General features: G+C 33.5%; 16 protein-coding genes. 12 read left to right on the top strand and 4 right to left on the bottom strand.

All coding sequences use genetic code 11. From position 1 onward, the window contains the following. Positions 1 to 4 precede the first annotated feature (4 nt). The 8 genes from GSY47_RS04180 (at position 5) to GSY47_RS04145 (ending at position 9,235) form a co-directional block, all read left to right on the top strand. Positions 5 to 838 carry a hypothetical protein gene (locus GSY47_RS04180; RefSeq protein WP_179003717.1) on the top strand — a complete coding sequence of 278 codons (834 nt, stop codon included), beginning with the start codon at positions 5 to 7 and terminating at the stop codon, positions 836 to 838. Positions 839 to 1,177: 339 nt separating this feature from the next. After that, positions 1,178 to 2,899, top strand: a complete 1,722-nt coding sequence (locus GSY47_RS04175; RefSeq protein ID WP_179003718.1) for a tetratricopeptide repeat protein — start codon at positions 1,178 to 1,180, stop codon at positions 2,897 to 2,899. Positions 2,900 to 2,930: 31 nt separating this feature from the next. Next, positions 2,931 to 3,503 (top strand): Crp/Fnr family transcriptional regulator, encoded by a 573-nt coding sequence (locus GSY47_RS04170; RefSeq protein WP_179003719.1) that lies wholly within the window; start codon positions 2,931 to 2,933, stop codon positions 3,501 to 3,503. A gap of 164 nt (positions 3,504 to 3,667) precedes the next feature. Continuing rightward, positions 3,668 to 4,396, top strand: a complete 729-nt coding sequence (locus tag GSY47_RS04165) for an alpha/beta hydrolase (protein ID WP_246611258.1) — start codon at positions 3,668 to 3,670, stop codon at positions 4,394 to 4,396. Positions 4,397 to 4,635: 239 nt separating this feature from the next. Beyond that, positions 4,636 to 5,976, top strand: coding sequence for a TolC family protein (locus tag GSY47_RS04160; RefSeq protein WP_246611257.1), 1,341 nt, complete (start codon positions 4,636 to 4,638; stop codon positions 5,974 to 5,976). Between the two features lie 10 nt (positions 5,977 to 5,986). Continuing rightward, positions 5,987 to 7,237, top strand: coding sequence for an efflux RND transporter periplasmic adaptor subunit (locus tag GSY47_RS04155; protein WP_179003721.1), 1,251 nt, complete (start codon positions 5,987 to 5,989; stop codon positions 7,235 to 7,237). Between the two features lie 29 nt (positions 7,238 to 7,266). Next, on the top strand, positions 7,267 to 8,028 hold the full coding sequence (locus tag GSY47_RS04150) for an ABC transporter ATP-binding protein (RefSeq protein WP_179003722.1): 762 nt from the start codon (positions 7,267 to 7,269) through the stop codon (positions 8,026 to 8,028). After that, positions 8,015 to 9,235 (top strand): ABC transporter permease, encoded by a 1,221-nt coding sequence (locus GSY47_RS04145; RefSeq protein ID WP_179003723.1) that lies wholly within the window; start codon positions 8,015 to 8,017, stop codon positions 9,233 to 9,235. The genes GSY47_RS04150 and GSY47_RS04145 overlap by 14 nt, the downstream gene beginning before the upstream one ends. Before the next feature lie 90 nt (positions 9,236 to 9,325). On the opposite strand, the gene GSY47_RS04140 is transcribed toward GSY47_RS04145, so the two are convergent. Continuing rightward, complete coding sequence (locus GSY47_RS04140; RefSeq protein ID WP_219071120.1) at positions 9,326 to 9,865, bottom strand: NAD(P)-binding domain-containing protein; 540 nt, start codon at positions 9,863 to 9,865, stop codon at positions 9,326 to 9,328. Positions 9,866 to 9,987: 122 nt separating this feature from the next. Beyond that, positions 9,988 to 10,500 carry a hypothetical protein gene (locus tag GSY47_RS04135; RefSeq protein WP_179003725.1) on the bottom strand — a complete coding sequence of 171 codons (513 nt, stop codon included), beginning with the start codon at positions 10,498 to 10,500 and terminating at the stop codon, positions 9,988 to 9,990. 185 nt (positions 10,501 to 10,685) lie between these two features. Here GSY47_RS04135 and GSY47_RS04130 point away from each other — a divergent pair, with 185 nt between their 5' ends. The 4 genes from GSY47_RS04130 (at position 10,686) to GSY47_RS04115 (ending at position 16,490) form a co-directional block, all read left to right on the top strand. Then, positions 10,686 to 11,939 (top strand): TolC family protein, encoded by a 1,254-nt coding sequence (locus tag GSY47_RS04130; RefSeq protein ID WP_179003726.1) that lies wholly within the window; start codon positions 10,686 to 10,688, stop codon positions 11,937 to 11,939. A 52-nt stretch (positions 11,940 to 11,991) separates the two neighbouring features. After that, the gene (locus GSY47_RS04125) at positions 11,992 to 13,002 is read left to right on the top strand and encodes an efflux RND transporter periplasmic adaptor subunit (protein ID WP_179003727.1); all 1,011 of its coding nucleotides are present in this window, start codon (positions 11,992 to 11,994) and stop codon (positions 13,000 to 13,002) included. 67 nt (positions 13,003 to 13,069) lie between these two features. Then, a complete protein-coding gene (locus GSY47_RS04120) occupies positions 13,070 to 13,369 on the top strand; it encodes a DUF190 domain-containing protein (protein WP_179003728.1) in 300 nt (99 codons plus the stop codon). Positions 13,370 to 13,373: 4 nt separating this feature from the next. Further along, a complete protein-coding gene (locus GSY47_RS04115) occupies positions 13,374 to 16,490 on the top strand; it encodes an efflux RND transporter permease subunit (protein ID WP_179003729.1) in 3,117 nt (1,038 codons plus the stop codon). 104 nt (positions 16,491 to 16,594) lie between these two features. Here GSY47_RS04115 and GSY47_RS04110 read toward each other — a convergent pair whose 3' ends face one another. Both GSY47_RS04110 and GSY47_RS04105 read right to left on the bottom strand, forming a co-directional pair. Then, positions 16,595 to 17,410, bottom strand: a complete 816-nt coding sequence (locus GSY47_RS04110; RefSeq protein WP_179003730.1) for a tyrosine-protein phosphatase — start codon at positions 17,408 to 17,410, stop codon at positions 16,595 to 16,597. A 25-nt stretch (positions 17,411 to 17,435) separates the two neighbouring features. Then, positions 17,436 to 20,339, bottom strand: coding sequence for a TonB-dependent receptor (locus GSY47_RS04105; protein WP_246611256.1), 2,904 nt, complete (start codon positions 20,337 to 20,339; stop codon positions 17,436 to 17,438). Positions 20,340 to 20,467 lie beyond the last annotated feature (128 nt).

The following is a 20,467-nucleotide window of genomic DNA, read 5'->3' as shown; positions in this document are numbered from 1 at the left end:
ATACATGAAATTTAATAGTAAACACATTTTAGGAATTATATTAATACTATTTTCTACAGTTGCTAATGCTCAATTTTATATAGGCGTACAAGCTGGAGCAGGTAATCTTGAAAGTAATGTAGATGGAACAATAGCCGAAACTAAAATGGGAGGAGCTGTAAAAGCAGGATATATCTATTCCTTTACAAAAAATATCGGAATTGGTTCAGGAATAGAATTTTCGCAATACAAGCAAAACCTGTCTTTGGTTTCTCCTTCCAGCACACTAACAAATTATGAAGTAGATGCTTCTGGTTCGGCATTTATTTACAATGTTACTACCAGTAATTATAAAGAAAAACAAACATTACAAGCCGTTCAGATTCCGCTTTTTTTGCAATTAAAAATGAACATCAATAAAGGAATCGATTTTAATTTTAGAGCAGGAGTAAAGTATTTTTTGCCTGTTAGTTATAAAATAAAAGCAACTGCGGATAATGTAAATGGTACTGCTTATTATCCTGATTTTAATTTGACAATTGATGATTTACCTGAATATGGAATAGGACAGGAGAGCAGTTATGCAGCATCAGGGGAATATGAAACAAAAGGAATTTTTATGAGTTCTTTTGAGTTTGGATTTACATTTGATATCGTAAAAAAGAATTCTTTATATGTGGCAATGTTTCTCGAAAAAGGACATGGAACGATACTTGACCAAAAAAATAATCAGTCTTACGTAGGATTTAATCCAACATCAACCAATGATAGAAAGGTCAATGGTTTGTATAGTACTGAACAAAATGCTAAAATTACACCGGCAGCATTTGGTTTGACATTAGGGTGGAATTTTAAATAATTTGTTTTTAAGAAGAATGTCAAAAATTATTTGTAATCATGATAATTAAATGTAATAACTTAAAAATAGAGATTAAGGATAATTTATGAGACGTTTTGGCGGTTAATTGATTCCATAATTACATCAAAAAATTAATATCAAATAATAAAAAAACAACCTTAATCAGGTTGTTTTTTTATTTCAAAATATCTTAAATCGAAAGAAAGAAGTCTAGCCAAATCTAGAATTAGAGCTAGGTTAGAGGTATAAAGCAATTGTTAAAGTAGTTTTATGTTAATTTTTTTATAAAATAAAATCTATATTTTTTAATTTAGCACCTCAATAAGCCCCGTTTCCAAAATGACTTTCTTTACAAAAAAAAATAGACTCTTTTTTGTGTTATGTGCCTTTGTTTTTTTTACAAAATTACAATCTCAAAAGCTGTACCCTACATCTGCAGATTTAACGGATATAGAATCTATAATAGTAAAAGAGAATAATCCAAAGAAAGAAGACACTTCGGTAGTAAAAAAAAGACTGGCCTTTTTAAGTAGATCATCCGATAAAAAAAACAATATTTTATACCATGCACTGTTGGCAAATGCTTATTCTGCTTTCTTTGATAGAATAAACCCCAAAAGTGAGCATTATTATTTAGAATCTATTCAGGAAGCTAAAAAGAGCAAGGATTTAAGTCTTATCATCTGGACGCAGTTAAACTATTCCAAGTACTTATATTTTTATTGTCAGATAGACAAACTTATTCCGATAGTTCTTAAAACTATGGAAGAAACTAATCAGATCGATGCTTCTGAAATGATTTTACCAGCAGAAACTTTTCAATTTTTTGGATGGATTATGTTTACTGTAGAAGATGAGTCTGCTTTAATTTTTTTAAAAAAATCAATGCAGTACATGAAAAAACCTTCTTCAGAATCTGCAAGTGTTTTAAACGCAATTGGTAACTGTTATTTTAAAAAGAAAGACTTTACAAATGCCATGCACTATTTTGATAAATCTAAGGCTATGGCATTAAAAATAGGTGATAGTATTAGATATGCTAAAATCTTAGGTGATAAAGCACTTATTTATGAAAAAAAAGGAGATATAAATACTGCTGTAAATCTTTTAAAACAGGATGTAAGACATTCTCAAAAGTTTAAAAGTGAAAAAAATGAGATGTACGCCTCAATATTATTAGCAAAAATTCAGCTTAAATTAAATAATAAAAACGAAGCTGAAAAAATTTTGGAAAGAGCGGGCGAGATTGCCAGTACTAAGTCCTACTACAGAAGTTCTTTAAAGGAAGTAATCGAATTAAAGCTTATGCTTTTAAATGGAAATATTCAAAAAGAATTGATTTTGAGACGACAGCTAAAGCAACTTGATGAGTATTTACTTAAAACAAATGGAAATACTGTATTGAGAAGATCAAATTGGCTTATTCAGAAAAACAAATATGAAAATGAAACTAAACAGATTCGATCACAATTAGAACAAGGTGAAAGAATTAGAAATATCAGTATTTTAATTTTAATCTCAACGATACTGTCAAGTGCAATAGCCTATAGTTTTTTAGTTAAAAGATTAGATACAAAAAGAGTAAAGGTGGAAGAATATGAAAGTGATCGTTTAATTTTTGAAGAAAAGCTTAAAGATGCAAGTTCTAATATCGATAGCTATGCCGAGAATCTTCAAAATAAAGATAAACAAATATTAAGTTTAGAGGATGAACTTGAAGGCATTAAAAGTTTTGCGGCAAAGCAGTCCGAAGAAGATAAAAGTAAGCTTAGGGAAATGCTTAGTTCACATCTTATGACAGATGAAAATTGGAGCGCTTTTAAACAAGAGTTTATAAAACAGCACAGTTATTTTTATAATACTATAATGGAAAATTTTCCTGAGTTAAAAGAATCGAATCTTAAAATAATAATGCTTGAAAAATTAAATCTTAACTATTATGAGATGTCTAATTTGTTAGGTGTTACAGTTGATGCAGTCAAAAAAAGCAAACAGCGATTAAAGAAAAAATTAGGAGATAAATATGATCTTTTGTTTGAAATAATTGATTATAACAGTTAAAGAAAATCTTGAAGCATATAATCCTAAAATTATGGATGAATTCATTAGTCAAATAAACTCTTACCATCAATTATCTCCTCTTACTATTGAAATTTTAAAAGGAATCTCTTCTGAGAAATCTTTCAAGAAAAATGAAATTATATTAAGGGAGGGAGATCTTGCCCGATACTATTATTTTGTAAAATCAGGATTATTGGGGTATTATACAATTGATGAAGGTGGCAAAATAATTTATAAGCTGTTTTTTGAAGAGAATAGTTTCTGTGCTTCAGTTTCTTCTATTATACAAGGAATTCCTAGCCATTTTTCAATCAGAGCATTGGAAGATTCAGAGGTAATTATGTATCCAGCTGAAACATTTAGGAAATTGATTTCTGAACATCACGATCTTGCATTATTTCAAATAGCTTATCTTGAAAAGAATTGGGTGGTAAAAAAGGAACCTCTGGAGATTAATTTAAAATCAGAAACCGCAAAACAGCGTTACATTACATTGTATCAAAACGAAAAACTTTTCGATCGTCTTAAACAACATGAAATTGCTTCCTATCTTGGTATTACTCCCACACAATTAAGCCGGATTCGTAAAGAATTAAATTTATAGTTTCGTCAACATTTGTAAATTCTTTTCATTTTTTTGAGGACGAACTTTGCTTTCTAATTTTAAAATATTTTATGATGAAAGCAATATTTATTATCATCTTTAGTTTTGTTTCCTGTTTTTTGTCGGCACAGAGAATTGTTTCGAAAAAGATTTATAGTCCAAAAATGGAAAAAGAGATCGAAACGATCATTATTACTCCTGAAATAAAAGTGGAAAAACTTTATAAAACCGTTTATATTCTTCATGGATACAGCGGAAATCCCAACAGAACTTATAAAGAAGACATTCCTGAATTATTACTGAAATCCGAAAAGTTTCAGACAATTTACATACTACCCGATGGTAATTTTAACAGCTGGTATGTTGATAGTAATCTCAATCAAAAATCTCAGTATTCAACATTTATTGGAAAAGAGCTTGTTGCTTATATAGATTCAAATTTTCCAACAATGAAAAATCGAAAATGGCGCGGAATTTTAGGCTGGAGCATGGGGGGATTTGGAGCTTTGAATGTAGGATTAAATTACACGCAGAATTTTTCGATTGTAGGGAGTACTTGCGGTGCTTTAGATCTGACTTATTTTGGTGTTAATTATAAAAACTATCAGGTAGAAGATGTGTTGGGACCTTTTGAAAAACTTCCTTCAGAATATTTAGTAAAAAGTAGGGCAGAGAAGATGAAGACTTCTGAACAATATTATATTTTTGATTGTGGTACCGAAGATGAACAAATGATTGATATGAATCGAAACTTTCATTTCTTGTTGACTAAAAATGGAGTTGAACATTCTTATACAGAATCTTTAGGAAAACACGATACTGAATATTGGAGCAAAGCTTTGTCAAATCAATTGGTGCTCTTCGAAAATTACTTCAATAATCAGAAACTATAAAGCAATTGCTTAGGATTACATATTTAATCCTACTTTTTTAGGATAAAAAACTTAGCTTTAAATAGTTAAGAGTATTCAAATAATCACTATATTTGATAGAGTTATTCGTTTTCCTACCAAAATTTATGAATAATTTTTTGAATCCCCCTTTTAATCAAATTCATAATACCTTTTAAAGCATTTTTTATTATTTAAGTCTCAGGTTATAATTTATTTTTTCAATTTAAATTAAATTCAGTATGAGGTTATTTATGATAAATACTTTAATGGTGATTTTGTTTGTTCATACGTCAGATAGTATTGCACAAACGACTGAACAGAATCAATTGCCAAAAGTATGGAATCTTGAACAGTGTATCGCTTATGCAAAACAGCAAAATATTCAGATTAATACCTTAAGGCTCACTACGAAGTCGACAGAACAGGATTTACTATTATCAAAAGCAGCAAAGATTCCCAATCTTTTAGGAAATGCTTCGCAATCTTTTACTAATGCAAAAAATGCAGATTTGGTTGTAGGAGGTTTTCAAACCCAGGCCAGTTTTGCGGGGAACTATGCATTAAATTCTTCTATGGTTTTGTATAATGGAGGCTATCTGAATAATGACATTAAACAAAAAGATCTCTTTATTAAATCTGCCCAGTTTAATGCCGAAGCTGCTGAAAATGATATCACAATTCAAATTACTCAGGCTTATTTAAATATTTTGTTAGCTAAGGAAAATAGCGTGTATTTAAATGAGATTTTGGAAACTTCTAAAGCACAGCTTAAGTTAGGAGAACTAAAATATAATGCGGGAAGTATTGCTAAAAAAGATTTTGTTTTGATGAAAGCACAATCGGCTACAGATAATTTTAATTTGATTACTTCACAAAATGCAGAGCGTCAAAATACCTTGACTTTAAAACAATTACTGCAGCTTCCGTCCGGATATGATCTTACTATTCAGAAACCAGAAACCCTGGAAACAACTTTGCCGGTAATCAAACTGGAAGAAGCTCAAAAAATAGCCTTGGAACAAAGACCTGAAGTAAAAAGCAGTTTACTGGAAAAAGAAGCCGCCGATTTAGAATTACAAAAATCTAAAGCCAGTTTTTTACCTACGCTTAGTGCGAGCGGAAGTTTGGCTTCTGGATATTCAGATAATCAAAGTACACCTTATCCAACACAATTAGATAATAACTTTTACCAGCGCTTGGGACTTTCCCTGAGCGTTCCGATATTTAATAACCGAACAGCTAAAACAGTGGTAGAAAAGTCAAAAATTGCTATCGATCAGTCTAATCTGAATGTAGAAAATACAAAAACAGTACTTGCTCAAAAAGTAGAGCAGGCTTATATTAATGTACTTAATGCACAATCTCAGTTTACAGCCGCTCAGGAACAGCTTGATGCAAACACAGAAAATTATCGAATAGCAAATGAACAATTAAGATTAGGAGGCATTAATACAGTAGATTATTTACTGGAGAAGAATTTATATGTTCAGGCACTTCAGAATTTTACTCAGGCAAAGTATAATGCTGTTATAAGTTTAAAAATATACGATTTCTATAAAGGTGACGCAATCAAACTATAAAAATGACAAAATGAAAAAAAGTAAATTAATAATTATCATCATTGGAGTTTTACTTATAGGATGTATAGGCTATTTTATTTTTCACAAAGAGGACAATAAAGTAGAATTGATAACAGAAAAACCACATTATGGAGACATTGCAACCAGTGTAACGGCAACTGGAAAAATACAACCCGTAGACACCGTTGCGGTTGGAACACAAGTTTCCGGCACTATACAGAAAGTTTTTGTTGATTTTAATTCAGTCGTAAAAAAAGGACAACTATTGGCTCAGATAGATCAGTCTTTATTCATTGCGCAGGTACAACAAATTACAGCAAATTTACAATTAGCAAAAAATAACTTGGGCTACCAACAGTCTAATTTTAACAGACAGAGTGAATTATATAAAGCAGGAGGGATCAGCAGGGCTGATTTTGAAACTGCAAAGAATCTTTATGATGTTGCAAAGGATAATGTAAACAGTGTAACTGCACAGTTAAGTTCTGCAAAAAAGAATCTTTCTTTTACCAATATCTTTTCGCCTATAGACGGAACCGTTTTGTCGAGAAAGGTTAGTGAAGGGCAGACTGTAGCCGCTAGTTTAAATACACCAACTTTATTTAGTATTGCGAGGGATTTAACCAAAATGCAGGTTCAGGCGTCAGTAGATGAAGCAGACGTTGGAAATGTAAAAGCGGGAGAAACTGCCACTTTTACTGTGGATGCTTTTCCAGATGATGTATTTAAAGGTACCGTGATCGAAGTGAGATTACAGCCAGCAATTTCATCCAATGTTGTTACTTATACCACAATTATAAATGCTCCGAATGTTGATTTAAAACTCAAGCCAGGAATGACTGCCAATATTATTATTTACACTAATGAAGTAAAAAAGACCCTGCTTATTTCAGCAAAAGCAATTGCTTTTCAGCCGGATTCTACTTTGGGAAAGCAATATAAAATCAGAAAACTGTTTTTGGGAAATCGTAAAGGCAAAAATAAGAATAAGCATGAAGGCAATTCTAAATCGAATAACAAAAGCCCAGATACTATTGACCACAAGAAAGCGATTGTATGGAAAAAAGAAGGCGATTCTATAATTCCAAAACATATTCGAATAGGGTTAGATGATGATATCAATGTACAGGTTGTTGAAGGAATAAAGGAAAAGGATGAAATTATCACAGGCGTTAATGCATTAAATCAGTCCAAAGAATCAAAAGGAACAAATTCAAGTCCGTTTATGCCGAAACGTGGTGGCGGTGGCGGAAAAAGATGATAACTGGTGAGAATAAAAAAGAAATTGCGATGGGAAAAAAGATTCTTGAAATACAAGACCTTAAAAGAGAATTTACTATGGGAGCAGAAACTGTTAGAGCTCTAAAAGGAGTTTCTTTTGATGTGATAGAAGGTGAATTTATTACCATTATGGGGAGCAGCGGTTCAGGCAAAACAACGATGCTTAATATTCTCGGCTGTCTGGATAAACCATCAGAGGGAAATTATATATTGGATGGAGTAAATATTAAATCTTTATCTAAAAATGAATTAGCAGCATTACGAAATACGAAAATTGGTTTTATTTTTCAGTCATACAACCTTTTAGCCAGAACTTCGGCCATAGAAAATGTAGAACTTCCATTGCTGTATAATTCTAAAATTTCTGCCAAAGAAAGAAGGGAAAGAGCCGTAAATGCTTTAGAAGCTGTAAAACTAGCCGACAGACTGGATCACTTTCCGAATCAGCTTTCGGGTGGACAACAACAACGTGTGGCTATAGCGAGAGCTTTAGTAAATGATCCGGTAATGATCTTGGCTGATGAAGCTACAGGAAACTTGGATACGAGAACATCATACGAAATCATGGCTTTAATTCAGGAATTGAATACGCAGGGAAAAACAATCATTTTTGTGACCCATGAGCCAGATATCGCAGCATTTAGTAGCAGAACAGTTACACTTCGTGACGGAAGAGTAACAAAAGACTTTAATAACCAAAACATAAAATCGGCTAAACAAATGCTGGCCGATTTTCGTGTGGATGAAGATTATAAATATGAAAATAGCTAATCTTTTTCTAATCGCCTTAAAAGCGCTGCGTCGTAATAAACTTCGTGCTTTGTTGACAATGCTCGGAATCATTATTGGAGTAGCTTCTGTAATTGCAATGGTTGCAATAGGACAGGGATCCAAAAAAAGCATTCAGGATCAATTATCCAGCATGGGATCCAATATGATTACAATTCGTCCTAATAGTAATGTGACGGCTGGAGCACGTCTGGATATATCAAGTGTTCAGACACTGACTCTTAGTGATGTGGATGCACTTAAAAAAGAATCAAAATATTTAAATGCTATTTCTCCTGCCGTATCGAGTAAAGGACAGGCTATTAATGGTGCTTTAAACTGGCCTACCAGTATGCAGGGAGTAAGTGTTGATTATCTGAAAATTAGAGACTGGCCGCTCAAGGATGGAATTGCTTTTAGAGAGTCTGATGTACATACAGCCAATAAAGTTTGCCTGGTTGGCCAAACAGTTGTAGACAATATATTCCCGTATGGAGCAAATCCTATAGGGCAGATCATCCGATTTAATAAAATTCCGTTCAGGATTATAGGGGTTTTACAATCAAAAGGAGAAAATGCATTTGGACAAGATCAGGATGATATTATTATTGCGCCTTTTAGTACAGTGCAAAAAAGAATAACAAATTCTATTTATCTTCAAAATATATATGCATCAACAATAGATGAAAGCCATACAGAAGCTGCGACAGGTGAAATAGAACAAATTATGCGTACTGCACATCGTTTAAAAGCCAAAGATGAAGATGATTTTTCAGTACGAACACAAGCAGAATTAATCAATACTTTTAGCTCAACAAGTCAGCTGTTAACCGTCTTGTTAACCGCAATATCAGGAATTTCGTTATTAATTGGCGGAATCGGAATCATGAATATTATGTATGTTTCCGTTACAGAGCGAACCAAAGAAATTGGTTTACGCATGTCGATCGGAGCAAACGGAAGAGATATTTTATTGCAGTTTTTAGTCGAAGCAATATTGATCAGTTTAACAGGAGGATTAATTGGAATTCTATTAGGAATTCTAGCATCTGAACTTATACAATTCTTTTTGCAGTGGCCAACTTTAATTTCTGAGTCTTCTGTAATACTTTCCTTTTTAGTTTGTGCAATTACGGGAATTTTCTTTGGTTATTACCCTGCTTTAAAAGCATCTAAACTAGATCCTATTGAAGCTTTGCATTATGAATAACTTCAGGCATTATTGCTTAGCTTACTACTGACATTGATATTGACATTGACATTGACATTGTTATTGCTAAGCTTCCGTCCAATAAAATATTTAAAAGAAGTCTTCTAATATATTTACGAGATACAACGCAGTAAAATTTAAAGAGAGAAGCAGAAACTTTGCTTTTTCGGCTATTGCTTTAGTGCGCGCTGCATAATATAGTGACGAATGATCAGTTTCAGAACCGTTTGATTTAGCGATATTGCTGTATATATTTATAATATTGTTTTCTTCAATAGAGGGATGTCTTAATACAGGAGAAGCAATATTTAGTAACTCAGAGGTGTAATCATCTTTATGAGTCAAATAACGATGATAAACGACTATTTTTCCTTTTAGATTGGGAAGAGACTTCATGAGCAGTTCTTCTTTTTCCTTAGCTGTAAAGATAAAAACAAAATCAGCCGATCCCGCTTTTTGAATGGTTGCCGTCTGGTCATTCTTTCCCATTTTCTCTACAGCATTTTTAAAGGTATGTGGGCTGTCTAATGAACTAATAAAAACTTTATAACCGGCATCAGCGCTTCTTTGGGCAAAATCCAGACTGAAAATTCCAATTCCAATAATTCCGACAGTAATTTTTTTGTTCATTAATTTAAAATAGAGGTTAAGTGGCACTAAATTAAATATTAAAACTTTCAAAATTTAAATTATTTTTTAGAAAGATTAGGGCGTATAAAATTTTTAAATAGTTTAAATAAAAATGATTTTTTTTAGTCTCTTGAATAGACATATTCGTGTCTTTGTACCCATTTTTTATCCTCTGCAAAAAGAACATCTTTACGTATAGAAAACACATTTTTACTTATTGTATACGTTTGTTTTATCAGGGCTTCCTTATTGTCATTACCGTCTTTTCCCTGTCTTTGAGTAACAATTTGTATTTGGCCATCTGGAAGTTCTGTTCTTGAGACCACTTCTTCTTTTCCAATGTTTTTTCCATCCTGTGAAATGGTAATCGTTTGAGTGGAGTTAGCACTCTTTTCTTTAGGATAAGTATTAATGAAGTTAAAATCGTTGGTACCGTCAATTTTTTTAACTTCAATGTCAGCTGCCATTGTATAAGGTTTTCCGGAAGAATAATCTAGATAAGTCAGACTTCCTTTCCAGTTTCCTAATACTTTTTGAAAGTCTTCAATAAGCTGCTGTGAATTCCCCTGAGCATTTGAGGAAGATGTTATAAAGAATATAATCGTTAAGGTTATAATGCTGTTGATTTTTCTCATTTGGATTAATTTGTTAAGTAATACATATCAGATACTGTCAAAACTAAAGAGAAGAAAGCGAAATAAAATTGACTTTGGTTAAGTTTTTGAAAATCAGTTTTTTTAGGCTGTTTTTTTTAAACATATAATTATTTAATAATTAAGTTTTTTCGTATATTTAGGATATAATAAATAAAGAATAAACTATGCGAAAACATTACTTTCTTTTATTTGTTTTGTTGACTTTACCTTTAGTCAATGGTATTTCACAAACCAACTACAGCCTCCAAAAATCCCTTCAAACAGCCAAAAAAAACAACCTCGTACTCAAAGGCCAATATTATGATGTAGATATTGCCCAAAGTGATATTGTTACGGCGAAATTGAGGCCTAATCTTATTTTAGGATTTAATTATATTGGTATTGCATCAGAAAAAAATTATGCACCCAATACCGGTTTTTTTAATAACGCTAATACTCAAACGAATTTACAACTAGGTAAAGTTTTTCAGTTGGCTGGAACACGCAAGAATAAAATTGATTTTGCGAGTCAGAATTCGGTTTTAACACAAAAAAACTATAATGAAATAGAACGCAATCTTTTTCAGGATGTAGGCTTGAAATGGGTTGATGTCTGGGCAGCACAAAAACAATTGGAAATAGTTAAAAAAGCCAGCAGTAACTTAGACAGTTTAGTTATTATAAATAAAGTACGTTTAAAAAATGAGGTAATAACCGAGACAGATTTTAATCGTACCTCGTTGCTGGCGAATCAATATGCATTAGAAATAAAAAAATCGGAACAAAATTTAAAAAACGAATTGCTCAGTCTTAAATATTTACTAGGTGTTCAGGAAGAAATTAATATTGATTCGGCTGATGATTTTGTATTTGTACTCCCTTCTAATTTAGAAGATTTGTTAAAGGAAGCTTTAGATAAACGAACAGATGTTTTGGCCTCTAAATCAATACTTGATGTTGCTAATACCAATATTAACCTTCAAAAATCATTAGCTTATCCACAGCCTGAAATGGGACTGATTTACAATCCGCAAAACATGATTCCATATATCGGTTTATATGGTACAATTGAGCTTCCTTTTTTCTCAAGAAATCAAGGAGAAATAAAAAAGTCAAATTACCTAAAACAACAGGCCGAGCAAAATCTGACAGCTACACAGGGTTTAATTCGAACAGAAATAACAAATGCCTATAATTCTTATCAAATTCAAAAAAGTAATCTGGAGAATTTTATCGGACTATTGACAAGATCAGAAAATATTTTAAAGAGTGTAAAATATTCTTATTTAAGAGGCGGTACTACCATTATTGATTTTCTGGAAGCACAGCGAAGCTGGCTCGACATACAGCAGCAGTATTACGATTCTATGCAGGAATATAGAAAAAGTTATATCACACTGCTTTATGCTTCAGGGTTAATCAATCAAATCGCACAATAATGCTTTGAGATAACCATCTCAAGATTCATAAAAAAATAAATACTATCTACATATGAAACATTTAATAAAGTATAGCAGTATTATAGTTCTATTTCTTTACGCCTGCAGCGGAAAAGAAAAGAAACAAGATCAGGTAGTAAACAACTTACCACAGGTAACAAATAATGGAAAGACCATTGTATTTCCTACTGACAGCAGTGCTGTTTTCTTCGAAACAGAATCCATAGGAAATTCTGTTCTTAATAATCAAATTATGGCACCTGCAAAAGTTTCTGCAACAGTCATGAAATCTCAAGAAGGAGCATCGCAGAATATTATTTTATTTGAAAATCCAGATTTGGCAGCCAGTTATACACAGCTTATTCAGCACTTAGCTAATGTTAATCAAATTCAGAATAAAAACATAAAACAAAAACAAATAGAAGTGGATCGTGCTAAAGACTTGCTGGCTCATGGCGCGGCAACAGGCAAAGACCTACTGGAAGCACAGACAGCATTATCTGTAGAACAGACCAATTTGGCTAATGAGAAAGCGGCTTTGATTGAATACGAAACAGACTTGAAAGCTGGCGGTTTTGAACCTCAAGCACTCAAAAAAGCAAGAGCAGGCACATCATTTATTATTTGCGATATTCCAGAAAATCAGATCAGCAGAATAAAAAACGGTGATAATTGTATCGTACAGTTTACAGCTTTTCCTAACGAAAAATTCTCCGGAAAAATTGATGACATTGCCGATATGATTGATCAGTCAACCAGAATGGTAAAACTGCGAATAAGCTTGAATAATTCAAGCGGAAAATTTAAGGCTGGTATGTTTGCGACAGTTTCTTTTGGCGTAAGCGAAGGGGACAACATCAGTATTGATAAAAATTCATTGGTTACGGTTCAGGCAAAAAATTATGTTTTTGTAAAAAAAGGCAATAAAGAATTCGAACGTACAGAAGTGACAATCGGAAATCAGATAGGAGACAGAGTCGTAGTGTATAATGGTTTAATGAGTGGTGATGCTATAGCCGTAAAAGGTGTCATGCAGCTGAAAGGACTCAGTTTTGGATATTGAAAACAAAGATTCTGTTTAAAAGATGAGAGTGAAAAACAGTATTTACTAACACTTTAAAGAAAAAACAATGACACAAGCACAAGTATATATAGATAAAGATGAATTAAAAGGAACCCAGCCTTTGTATGAATATATTTTAAGGTTTTTGATTGAACACAAAATTATGGGAGCAACTGTATTTCATGGTAAATTAGGATATGGAGCCAGTCGGTATCTTAATAGGCCTCATGATTTGTTCAGTTTTGATAAAATACCTTTACTGATCAATTTTATAGATGAAGATGAAAAAGTAAAATCTGTTTTAACAGCTTTGCGAAAAGTATATAAAGGAGGTTTTATAGTTACGAATCAAGTAGAAAAATGGTAAACAGATGATTAAAAATTTACTCATATTCAGTCTTCGTAACCGTTGGGTTATAATTGCAATCAGTGTTGTTTTAATGGCAATAGGTTTTTGGTGTTTTACCAATTTAAAAATAGAAGCTTATCCAGATATTGCAGATACCAATGTCATCATAGTAGCACAATACGATGGAAGAGCAGCTGAGGAAGTAGAACAGCAGGTTACTATTCCCATTGAAAGAGCTTTGCAGAATACGCCAAATGTTTTAGATCGCAGAAGCAGAACTATTTTTGGTTTGTCAGTAGTCCAGCTTACTTTTAAAGATGGTACCGATGATTATTTTGCACGTCAACAAGTAACAGAACGACTTTCAGAGGCTGAACTGCCAGATGGTGTTGCGCCTTCATTAGCACCGCTTTCTACCGCTGTTGGCGAGATTTTCAGATATGTTGTAGAAGCACCTTCAAACTATAGTCAGGCCGAGCTTAGAGATTTGCAGGACTGGGTTATAAAACCTGCTTTGCTTCAAGTTCCAGGAATTGCTGATGTAACTACTTTTGGAGGACCATTAAAGCAGTTTCATATTATTACTTCGCCGGAAAAGTTAAGAAAATACAATCTTACATTGCAAAATGTAATGGATGCAGTAGATGCAAATAATCTAAACACAGGGGGAAATATAATTGAAAGAGGCGGACAAGGTTTTGCAGTGCGTGGTTTAGGTGCGATTAAAACAGAGCAGGATATTCAAAACATTGTTCTTAAATCTGAAAATGGGGTACCGGTTTTTGTTCGTGATGTAGCAACTGTCGAAATCACGCCTCCACCGCCGAGTGGTGTTATGGGATATACGGTTACCCAGGACAAAAAAGATGTAAGCAGCGGTGTTGAAGGTATTATTCTTTTAAGGCGATATGAAAATCCAAGCGAGGTTTTAAAATTGTTAAAAGAAAGAATGGCCGAGCTACAGGAAAATGATCTGCCTCAAGGCGTAAAACTGCGCCCTATGTATGACAGAACGTTTTTAATTGATCATTCGCTTGAAACTGTTGCGCATACCTTATTTGAAGGAATTTCTATCGTAATTATACTGTTGATTCTGTTTCTTGGAAGTTTCAGAAGTGCACTAGTAGTAGCTTTGACTATTCCATTTGCATTACTATTTGCCTTTATTTTAATGAGACTTACGGGTATTCCTGCCAACTTGCTTTCACTTGGAGCAATAGATTTCGGAATTATTGTAGATGGTGCTTGTTTAATGGCAGAACATCTTATAAGGAAATACAGAACAGCGACACCAGAAGAAAAACAAGAGGGAATTGTGCAAATTACCCTTCAGGCAGCTCAGGAAGTTGGAAGAGAGATTTTCTTTTCTGTAACTATTATTATATTGGCTTATATGCCAATACTTTTAATGACTAGAGTAGAAGGTAAATTGTTTTCTCCGATGGCTTTAACTTTGGCTTTTGCCGTTATTGGTTCAATGCTGGGAGCGCTTACCTTTATTCCTGTGTTAATTTCGTTTGTTTACAGAAAGGCAATGCTCGATGTAGATAAACCCATAAAAGAACACAAAAATGTGGTATTGGATTATTTGACGAAATCATACGAAAAAACATTATCAAGGTTTTTAAATAGTTATAAAAAAACGACAATAATTGGTTTCTCGATTGTGGCAATATTCATTTTATGTGGCTTAAAATTAGGAACTGAATTTTTACCAACATTAGATGAAGGATCGATCTTTTTAAGAGGAAATTTTCCAGCCGGAATTTCGATACAGGAAAATGCAAAGTATGCTCCTAAAATCAGAAAAATTATCGCTAAGTATCCTCAAATATCTTACGTAATAACTCAGACCGGACGTAATGATGATGGTACAGACCCGTTTCCTGCTAATAGAAATGAAATTTTAGTGGGATTAAAAGATTACAAACTCTGGAGCGATACTATTGCTAAAAAAGATTTGGTCGAAATAATTAAAAAAGATCTGCAACAGCAAATTCCATCAGTACAATTTTCTTCAGGACAGCCTATTATTGATCAGGTTATGGAAATTGTAAACGGAAGTGCCGCAGACCTTGCAGTTTCTGTCGTAGGCGACGATTTGGAAATGATGAGAAAAAAGGCAGAAACCATTGCACAAATTGCTAAAAATACTCCAGGTGCTGAGAATGTTAATATTGAACAGGAGGGTGAACAAGAGCAATTGGCAATTGATATTAATAGAGAACAGGCTGCGAGATTCGGAATTAATGTGGCCGATATTCAAAATATGATTGAGGTAGCAATTGGCGGAAAAACAGTTTCGACTTTATATGATGGAGCAAAACGTTATGATATTGTGGTTCGTTTTTTACCAGAATACAGAAATTCTATTGATGCAATAAAAGAAATTTTAGTACCTTCTTCTAATGGTGCTTTAATACCAATGAATCAATTGGCAGATATACATTTTGTTGAAGGACAAACGAATATTTATCGTTATGGAAGTAAACGAATGATTACGGTTAGAACGAATATTAGGGGGAGAGATCAGGGAAGTTTTGTGAAAGAATTACAAGCAAAAGTTGGGAAAAACGTAACTGTGCCTAAAGGATATAGTATCATTTACGGAGGTCAATACGAAAATTTGGAACGAGCAGGAAAACAATTGGCATTCACTATTCCGCTAACAATTATTATGGTTTTCTTATTTCTGTTTATGCTTTATAAAAATTTTCAGCACACCATGATTACCATGAGCTGTATTTTGTTTGCTTTAGGAGGTGGTATTATGGCTTTACTTCTTAGAGGGTATTATTTTAATGTTTCTGCAGGTGTTGGATTTGTCAGCATTTTTGGAATTTCGGTTATGTCAGGTGTACTTCTTGTATCGGCTCTCAACAGAAAAACATTGTTTAAGAAGGATAATTTGCAGGAAAACGTATTAATGGCTTCAAAGGAGCAGTTAAGAGCCCTATTATCAATTTTGGTTGTGGCTATCGTAGGTCTTATCCCTGCTGCTACATCTTCTGGAATTGGTTCAGATGTGCAAAGACCACTTGCAACGGTAATTATAGGCGGATTAACAAGTACCTTATTTTTTGCACCAATACTAATCCCTCCTTTATATTTTTGGTTGAATGAGAAAAAAAAGAAATAAAAATTTGATACTTATAAGTTTGAAATTTGATTATATGTTTTAAAAATAAAAGCGATTGAATGTTTCAATCGCTTTTACAAAACAAAAACAATAATTTGAAAAGACTATTTAGTATATTTTTTTCTTAAAATATTGATTTCTTTTGGACCAATTCCCATTTCCTGCTGCAGGAAGTTTTCTACACTTCCGTACTGAGTTTTAATCCCTTCAAAAAAAGAACGGATAAGTTCTGGTTTTAATGCCATTTCATTTTCAATCTGGGCCTCAGTTAAACCGCTCATTTTTGCCAGAGGTGCCATCATGCCTTTGTTCATTTTCTTTAAATAAATATTAGAAGCTACATAGTCTTCTTCAATAGTATTCTGCGGAACTTGTAAAACATAGAGGAACAATGCAGTAGCCATACCAGTACGATCACGTCCGCCTGTGCAATGGTACATTACAGCTTCTTTTTTATCAGCAGTTAACAGTTTTACAAATAAAGGGCGAAAACGATCTCCACTGTATTTTACTGCATCTATGCCATAAAATTTTTCAAGAAAACCTCCTTCTTTCAAAAGCTTAACCATCTGCGCTGGATTTGGAATACTGTCGCTTCCGGCTGGACTTAAGGTATAATCTGTATTTTGGGGTAAACGATCTGGAGCTGCTTTTGATTCGGCAACACCTCTAAAATCTACTATCGTATGGATTTTCTTTTTATCTAAAAGATTTATATCCTCAGGGGTCAATTTATCAATACCGGCACTTCTAAATACTTTTCCCCAAACCACTTCTTTTCCATTTGTTGTTTTATAACCGCCAACATCTCTAAAATTTAATGCTCCTTTTACTGGAACTAATCTTTTTATACTGTCTGTAAGCTGAGCGCTTGCTAATGCCTGCACTAAAATTGCACCTATGATTATTGTTTTTTTCATTTTATACTGAATTAATTTATTTTTTTTATAAGATGTCGTAGCGTAATCCTGCCTGCCCACGGCTTCCGTACCACTCTTGTGAAGTAATGCGGCGTTTGTCATTCCCCATGTACATTTTAACTGGAGAATCGCTTAGATTATTCAACTCGATAAAAACTTTAAGTTTTTTATTGATATTGACAGTTGCAGAAGCGTCAATTGTGAAGTTAGAATCTGACCAGATGTAATAATCAGGGCCTAATTGCTGATTTATAGTTTCTACTGAATTACCACGGTAATTACCTGCAAGACGAACCATTACACCATTTCGTTCATAGAAAAGAATTGCATTAAATAGGTTTTTAGATTGGTTTGGAAGACTTGTTTTATCATTAACAACAGTTGTTCCATTAACACGCGGGACTTCTGTTTTTGAATCTAAAAATGTATAATTAAACTCAACTCCAAATCCGCTCCAGAAGCCATTTAGGAAATCAAATCTTTTATTGATTCCAGCTTCAAACCCTACTAAAGAAGCTTTGTTTAAGTTTTTTGCCTGTGTAACCAAATAATCATTCCCGTCAATATTCTGCATACTTACATCTGTAAATACTACATCTGTAATGTTTTTGTAGAACGCACCTCCAGAAAGAAGTCCAACATTTTCAAAATAATATTCTCCCATTAAATCAAAATTGTTACTGAAAGTAGGTTTAAGATCAGGATTTCCCTGTGTGATAGTATTAGGAGAAGCAGTTGTATTGGTAGAACTTCCAGGTGTCATGTCTCCAAAATTTGGACGAACAAATGTACGCGTGTAAGCTGCTCGCAGATTTGATTTTTCTGTTAACTGATATTTCAAATGTAGCATCGGAAGAAACGAATTATAATTGTTTTCTACAACAGATGGGCTTAATGTAATTACAGCTGGAGTTCCTTCAGTTGTTGCTTTGGTTCCGTTTAAAGTCATAGCAGTATATTCGTTGCGCAAACCTCCAATAATTTTCAGTTTTTCTGTAGCATCAATTTCAGCCATTGCATAGCCAGCAATCACATTTTCATCGCCTGTGTAAAATGAGGTTGCATTTGTTTTAGAAGTAAAATCCATAAAACCATTTGATGTTTGGAACGATTGTCCGTACATATTAAACAACTGATCCTTAGTTAACGGATTTATAATGAACTGGCTGAAATCTCCATTCATGTTTCCAAAGAATTTGCTTCCATTTGGGAAATTAGTAGTCTGTAAAGAAGAAAGAGGTACTAAAGCTGGAGAGTTTGGTATCCCAACAGCGGCTCCTGGGAGATAAACAAAGTTAGAACCGTAAGTATTTGTTCTGTCTTTATGACGATATTTTGCGCCAAATTTTAAATTTACTTTAGAGCTTACTTCAACTTTTAGGTTTAATTGTGCAATCTGATCTCTTTCACTGTTATTCAGCTGTGCAATTACCAATTGGTTTAATAAGAGTTTTGAAGGATCCATTACCTCGCTTGGATTGGCTAGACCAGTTTCAAAATTTTCTACCGTGCCACCAACTCCGTTTGGAGAGTCAAATCCCCAGTAACGTTTTCCATCGCTCGAAAGATCATTGAAACCTCCAGTAATTCTCTGGCGGAAAGTTGCAATAGGAAGTCCTTTATTGCCTGAAGTTGGAGGAGTATCCAAATAATATTCAGATTTATGATTGCTGTAACTCCAGTCCAGTTTGAATTTTTCGTTCATCTGATGTTCACCACCCACTTCAAAACCATTTAAAGCTGTTTGGTAGTGAGAGTATCTGTAATTGTATTGGAAACGGGAATTAGTATAATCAATATAAGATTCATAAACAGGACGTATATCATCAAATTTATTTGCCATTCCTCTAAAGAATATTTTATCAGAAGGTGTAAGTTTATATTCAGCTCCTACATTTAAACCTTTAGTTTCACGTTCTCCCATATAACGTTTAAAAAGAACTGTATTTAATGATTTCTTTTGTTCAACAACAGCGGCACCAGTATTATAAGTTGCAGCAAATTCGTCAGAACCCCATTGTCTGCTCCAAATTGCTCCCGAAACAATAATACCTAATTTATTATTAAAGAATCGGTCTCCATAAGTTACAGATGCATTATAAGTTCCGTTTTCACTGAAAGTGTTATAACCGCCTGCTGCACTCACATTCAATACACGTTTTGTTGGCGCAGTACGCGTAATAAAATTAATAGAACCTCCAATTGCATCACCTTCCATGTCTGGAGTAATCGCTTTGGCAACCTGCACATATTGAATCATTTCTGAAGGGACAGCATCTAAAACTGAAGAGCGATTCCCCATAACATTTGAACTTGGAAGACGATTTCCATTAAATAGAGCAGAAGTCCATGCAAAAGGAGTTCCCCTTACAGTTGCTTGATCTGCTTCACCATGATAACGGGCTACCGCAACACCCTGCATACGTTGTACTGCTTCGGCAGCATTTCGGTCTGGTAATTTTCCAATAGCATCTGCGGCCATAACATCCATAATTGCTAGTGAGTTTTTCTTGATACTGTAAGCTTTTGCCTGTGATGGCGCCATAGTACCCTTTACTACAATTTCTTTTAATGCAGCAGAACCGTCTGGCGTCATTTGGATTAATCCTAGGTCATTTATTCCTTTTTTTAGGTTTATGGTAAGCGATTTTGTCTCAAATCCGATATAGCTTATTTCAATAACCGCTTCTCCTTCTCCTGGAGCGGTAATAGTAAAAACGCCCTGTAAATCTGAAATAGCAGAATTATTAAACGTTTTTCCCATAATATTAGCAGTCGGCAGTGTTCCTGCATCACTGGTAATAACTCCCTTTATGGTCTGAGCATTTGCTGATAGTACTGAACCGACTATGAATACAGAAGTGAGAAGTAATTTTTTAAATATCTTTTCATTTCTGAACATTGATTTTAGAATAATTTTAGGTGTCATGTTTTATAGTTTTTTTGCAAAGATTGCTACGAAACAAACTATGAAACGACTTTGTCGATTGAGGAGTACTTTTTTGAAGTGTCAATCTTTTGTTTGTTGTGTAAGATCTTGATTTTTAAAGCCTTATA

It is taken from the genome of Flavobacterium quisquiliarum (assembly GCF_019308285.1).
GTDB classification, from domain to species: domain Bacteria; phylum Bacteroidota; class Bacteroidia; order Flavobacteriales; family Flavobacteriaceae; genus Flavobacterium; species Flavobacterium quisquiliarum.
This window is presented reverse-complemented; position numbering and strand designations above follow the sequence as displayed.

What these genes read in the sequence shown, in the direction of transcription:
- GSY47_RS04175 (WP_179003718.1), top strand. Translation starts at nt 1,178, where the DNA reads ATGACTTTCTTTACAAAAAAAAATAGACTCTTTTTTGTGTTATGTGCC.
- GSY47_RS04105 (WP_246611256.1), bottom strand. Translation starts at nt 20,339, where the DNA reads ATGACACCTAAAATTATTCTAAAATCAATGTTCAGAAATGAAAAGATA.
- GSY47_RS04110 (WP_179003730.1), bottom strand. Translation starts at nt 17,410, where the DNA reads ATGAAAAAAACAATAATCATAGGTGCAATTTTAGTGCAGGCATTAGCA.
- GSY47_RS04125 (WP_179003727.1), top strand. Translation starts at nt 11,992, where the DNA reads ATGAAACATTTAATAAAGTATAGCAGTATTATAGTTCTATTTCTTTAC.
- GSY47_RS04155 (WP_179003721.1), top strand. Translation starts at nt 5,987, where the DNA reads ATGAAAAAAAGTAAATTAATAATTATCATCATTGGAGTTTTACTTATA.
- GSY47_RS04170 (WP_179003719.1), top strand. Translation starts at nt 2,931, where the DNA reads ATGGATGAATTCATTAGTCAAATAAACTCTTACCATCAATTATCTCCT.
- GSY47_RS04130 (WP_179003726.1), top strand. Translation starts at nt 10,686, where the DNA reads ATGCGAAAACATTACTTTCTTTTATTTGTTTTGTTGACTTTACCTTTA.
- GSY47_RS04180 (WP_179003717.1), top strand. Translation starts at nt 5, where the DNA reads ATGAAATTTAATAGTAAACACATTTTAGGAATTATATTAATACTATTT.
- GSY47_RS04165 (WP_246611258.1), top strand. Translation starts at nt 3,668, where the DNA reads ATGGAAAAAGAGATCGAAACGATCATTATTACTCCTGAAATAAAAGTG.
- GSY47_RS04135 (WP_179003725.1), bottom strand. Translation starts at nt 10,500, where the DNA reads ATGAGAAAAATCAACAGCATTATAACCTTAACGATTATATTCTTTATA.
- GSY47_RS04140 (WP_219071120.1), bottom strand. Translation starts at nt 9,865, where the DNA reads ATGAACAAAAAAATTACTGTCGGAATTATTGGAATTGGAATTTTCAGT.
- GSY47_RS04120 (WP_179003728.1), top strand. Translation starts at nt 13,070, where the DNA reads ATGACACAAGCACAAGTATATATAGATAAAGATGAATTAAAAGGAACC.
- GSY47_RS04115 (WP_179003729.1), top strand. Translation starts at nt 13,374, where the DNA reads ATGATTAAAAATTTACTCATATTCAGTCTTCGTAACCGTTGGGTTATA.
- GSY47_RS04150 (WP_179003722.1), top strand. Translation starts at nt 7,267, where the DNA reads ATGGGAAAAAAGATTCTTGAAATACAAGACCTTAAAAGAGAATTTACT.
- GSY47_RS04145 (WP_179003723.1), top strand. Translation starts at nt 8,015, where the DNA reads ATGAAAATAGCTAATCTTTTTCTAATCGCCTTAAAAGCGCTGCGTCGT.
- GSY47_RS04160 (WP_246611257.1), top strand. Translation starts at nt 4,636, where the DNA reads ATGAGGTTATTTATGATAAATACTTTAATGGTGATTTTGTTTGTTCAT.